Origin of the sequence: Microbacterium sp. HMWF026, from assembly GCF_003061325.1 — a bacterium.
GTDB lineage: Bacteria > Actinomycetota > Actinomycetes > Actinomycetales > Microbacteriaceae > Microbacterium > Microbacterium testaceum_E.
Window position 1 is genome coordinate 1 of the sequence record NZ_QAJB01000169.1, and the last position, 3,926, is coordinate 3,926.

At 70.5% G+C, this 3,926-nt stretch carries 3 protein-coding genes and 1 pseudogene; all 4 read right to left on the reverse strand.

What is annotated here, in order from left to right; genetic code table 11:
• On the reverse strand, nucleotides 1–905 hold a 905-nt coding region (locus DBR36_RS07215; protein ID WP_108318228.1), incomplete at its 3' end, for a site-specific tyrosine recombinase XerD.
• A gap of 1 nt (nucleotide 906) precedes the next feature.
• On the reverse strand, nucleotides 907–1,485 hold the full coding sequence (locus DBR36_RS07220) for an NUDIX hydrolase (RefSeq protein ID WP_108318223.1): 579 nt from the start codon (nucleotides 1,483–1,485) through the stop codon (nucleotides 907–909).
• Nucleotide 1,486: 1 nt separating this feature from the next.
• Nucleotides 1,487–3,184 carry a CTP synthase gene (locus tag DBR36_RS07225; protein ID WP_108318224.1) on the reverse strand — a complete coding sequence of 566 codons (1,698 nt, stop codon included), beginning with the start codon at nucleotides 3,182–3,184 and terminating at the stop codon, nucleotides 1,487–1,489.
• A gap of 95 nt (nucleotides 3,185–3,279) precedes the next feature.
• A pseudogene (locus DBR36_RS18265) lies at nucleotides 3,280–3,926 on the reverse strand (DNA repair protein RecN); the annotation flags it as partial.

Consider the following 3,926-nt stretch of genomic DNA (forward strand, 5'->3'; position numbering starts at 1 on the left):
GCGTAGACGTCCCGCAGCGCGTCGACCGAGACATGCGTGTAGATCTGGGTGGTCGACACCGAGGCGTGTCCCAGCAATTCCTGCACCACCCGCACGTCCGCGCCGCCCTGCAGGAGGTGGGTCGCGAACGAATGGCGGAGCGTGTGCGGCGAGACATGAGCGGTGAGTCCTGCTCGCTCGGCCGCGGCCTGGATGATCAGCCAGGCGCTCTGGCGCGACAGGGGCGCCCCGCGCACCCCGAGGAACAGTCGTGGTGTCGCTCGGCCACGCGCGGCCAGGGCCGGGCGGACACGTGTGAGGTACGCCTCGACCGCCGCCCGGGCATAGGAGCCGACGGGGACAATTCGTTCTTTGTCGCCCTTGCCGCGGACGCGCAGCAGATCGCCGTGCGCCGCGTCGTCGACGTCGAGCTCGACGACCTCCGACACGCGCGCCCCCGTGGCGTAGAGCACCTCGAGCAGCGCGCGGTCGCGGACCGCCGCGGGTTCGGCCGCCGAGGCGTCCGCCGACCCCGGAGCGGGGCCGGCGGCATCCAGCAGCGCGTCGATCTGGCCGATGGTCAGGGCCTTCGGCAAGCGGCGGGGCGCCTTGGGCGGTCGCAGACGCCCGCTCGGATCGTCTGGGACCCGCCCCTCGCGCACGAGGAACCGGTGGAGCCCTCGTACCGACGACTGCAGACGCGCGAGCGATGACGACGCGGGCGGCGGCTCGGCCGAGGCGCGCTCGGCCGCGAAATCGGCGACGAGCCCGGGGGTCACCTCGTCGACCGAGGCGATCCCCCGCGACCGCAGCCACACGACGTAGACGTCCAGGTCGCGCCGGTAGGCGGCGACGGTGTGGTCCGACAATCCGCGCTCGAGCGCGACGTGACGCAGATAGGCCTCGACCGCGCGCCCGAGCTCCACGTCAGGCCGTGTCGGCCTCGCGCCGCAGCACCTCTGCGGCGGCGAGCGCACCGACGGCCAGGATGCCGTTTCGCACCCGGCCCTCGAGCACCGCGTCCACGACCTCGGACAGCTCGATGCGCTGGACGAGCATGTCCGACTCCTCGTGCTCGCGCTCGAAGTCGTTCTCGACGGCGCTGAGGCCCCGCGCGAGGAAGATGTGCACGACCTCGTTGCTGCCGCCCGGCGTCGTGCGCATAGAGACCAGGTGCTGCCAATGCTCCGCGGCCAGGTCGACTTCTTCGCTCAGCTCGCGCTTGGCGGTCTCGAGCGGCGGCTCGCCCGCGACGTCGAGCAGACCGGCGGGGATTTCCCAGTCGCGCTGCGTGATGGGGTGACGGTACTGCTGGATGAGCACGACGCGCCGTTCGTCGTCGATCGCCACGACCGCGGCGGCGCCCGGGTGATCGACGTACTGGCGGGTCATCTCGCCGTCGCCGTAGCGGACGGTGTCGGAGCGCACGTTCCAGACGGCGCCCTCGTAGACCAGTTCGCTCGAGAGAACCTCGAGCTCGACGTCCTGGTCGCGCAGCTCCGACACGTCAGTCCTCCTCGACGTCGAACAGCTCGCTCGAGCGGTGACGTTCGAGCGACGCCGCGACGAGTCCACGGAACAGCGGGTGCGGCTCGGTGGGACGCGAGCGCAGCTCGGGGTGCGCCTGCGTCGCGATGTAGTACGGGTGCACGTCGCGCGGAAGCTCCACGAACTCGACGAGGTCGAGGTCGGGGTTGAGGCCCGAGAACACCAGACCCGCGTCGCTGAGCTGCTGGCGGTAGGCGTTGTTCACCTCGTAGCGGTGGCGGTGGCGCTCCGAGATCTGCGCCTGACCGTACAGGTCGGCGGCCAGCGAGCCCTCGGCGAGCGCGGCGGGGTACAGGCCCAGGCGCATCGTGCCGCCCAGGTCGCCGCTCTCGAGGATGTCGACCTGCTCGGCCATCGTCGCCACGACCGGGTGGGCGGTGTCGGGGTCGAACTCGCTCGACGACGCGCCCTCGAGTCCGGCGACGGTGCGCGCGTACTCGATGACCATGCACTGCAGGCCCAGGCAGATACCGAGCGTCGGGATGCCCTGCTCGCGCGCGAAGCGGAGGGCACCGAGCTTGCCCTCGATACCTCGGATGCCGAAACCGCCGGGGACGATGATGCCGTCGACGGCCCCCAGGGCCTTGGCGGCGCCCTCGGGCGTCTCGCACAGGTCGGAGGGGATCCACGTGATCTTCACGTGCGTCTCTTGACCGAAACCGCCGGCCTTGATGGCCTCGGTGACCGACAGGTAGGCGTCGGGCAGGTCGATGTACTTGCCGACGAGTCCGATGGTGACCTCGTGCTTGGGGTTGTGCACCGCCTGCAGCACGCGGTTCCAGCGCGACCAGTCGACGTCGGCGGCCGCGGCGATGTCGAGCGCGTCGACGATGTAGGCGTCGAGGCCCTGGTCGTGCAGCATCGTGGGGATGTCGTAGATGCTGGGCACGTCGATCGCGTTGACGACGGCGTCCTCGTCGACGTCGCACATGAGCGCGATCTTGCGCTTGTTCGACTCGGTGACGGGGCGGTCGCTGCGCAGGACGAGGGCATCGGGCTGGATGCCGATGGAGCGCAGCGTCGCGACGGAGTGCTGGGTGGGCTTGGTCTTCTGCTCGCCCGAGGCGCCCATGAAGGGCACGAGCGACACGTGCACGAAGAAGACGTTCTTGCGGCCGAGCTCGTGGCGGATCTGACGAGCCGACTCGATGAACGGCTGAGACTCGATGTCGCCGACCGTGCCGCCGATCTCGGTGATGATGACGTCGGGCTGCGGGCTCTCGCTCGCCTGCAGACGCATGCGACGCTTGATCTCGTCGGTGATGTGCGGAATGACCTGCACCGTGTCGCCGAGGTATTCGCCGCGTCGCTCGCGCGCGATGACCTGCGAGTAGATCTGGCCGGTCGTCACGTTGGCGGCCTGGCTGAGCTCGATGTCGAGGAAACGCTCGTAGTGCCCGATGTCGAGGTCGGTCTCGGCGCCGTCGTCGGTCACGAAGACCTCGCCGTGCTGGAAGGGGTTCATCGTGCCCGGATCCACGTTGAGATAGGGATCGAGCTTCTGCATGACCACGCGGAGTCCGCGGGCCGTGAGGAGGTTGCCGAGGCTTGCCGCCGTCAGGCCCTTGCCCAGGGAGGAGACGACTCCTCCGGTCACGAAGATGTGCTTCGTCGTGAAGGTCGTGCTGTCTGATTGTCCCGCGTCCGAAGTCTGCATCACGGGCTTCGATCCTATCAGTCGCGTTCGAGGGTTCGTTCAGAGTCTGGCATCGACGTCCGACATCCGCGTCACGTTCGCGTGTCGATCGCGGGTCAGCGGGCTCGGCCGGTCTCGAGCAGCTCGCGGGCGTGGGTCAGCGCCGCCTCCGAGTCGCTCAGTCCCGACAGCAGACGAGCCATCTCGGCCTCCCGTTCGGCGCCGTCCAGTCGCCGGACGCTGGATGCCGTGACCGCCCCGTCGTTGCCCTTGACCACGGTGAGGTGGTTTCCGGCGAAGGCCGCCACCTGGGCCAGGTGCGTGACGGCGATCACCTGCGAGGACTCGGCGAGGCGGGCCAGTCGGCGCCCCACCTCGATCGCCGCGGCGCCGCCGATCCCGGCATCCACCTCGTCGAAGACGAACGTGGGCACGGGGTCGACGCCGGCGATGACCACTTCGATCGCCAGCATGACCCGGCTCAGCTCTCCGCCCGAGGCTCCCCTCGACACGGGTCGGGGGTCCGCGCCCGGATGGGGCGCGAGCAGGATCGAGACCTCGTCGCGCCCGTGACCGGCGGGGGCGCTCGGCGACACCTCGACCACCAGGCGCGCGTCCGGCAGAGCGAGCGCGTGCAGCTCGTCGGTCACGGCGGCGCCCAGGCGTTCCGCTGCGTCGCGTCGGGCGGCGGTGAGCGCCTCGGCGGCGGCGTCGAGCGATGCGGCGGCGGCGTCGCGCTCGGCGCCGCCGCCGAGGCGCTCAC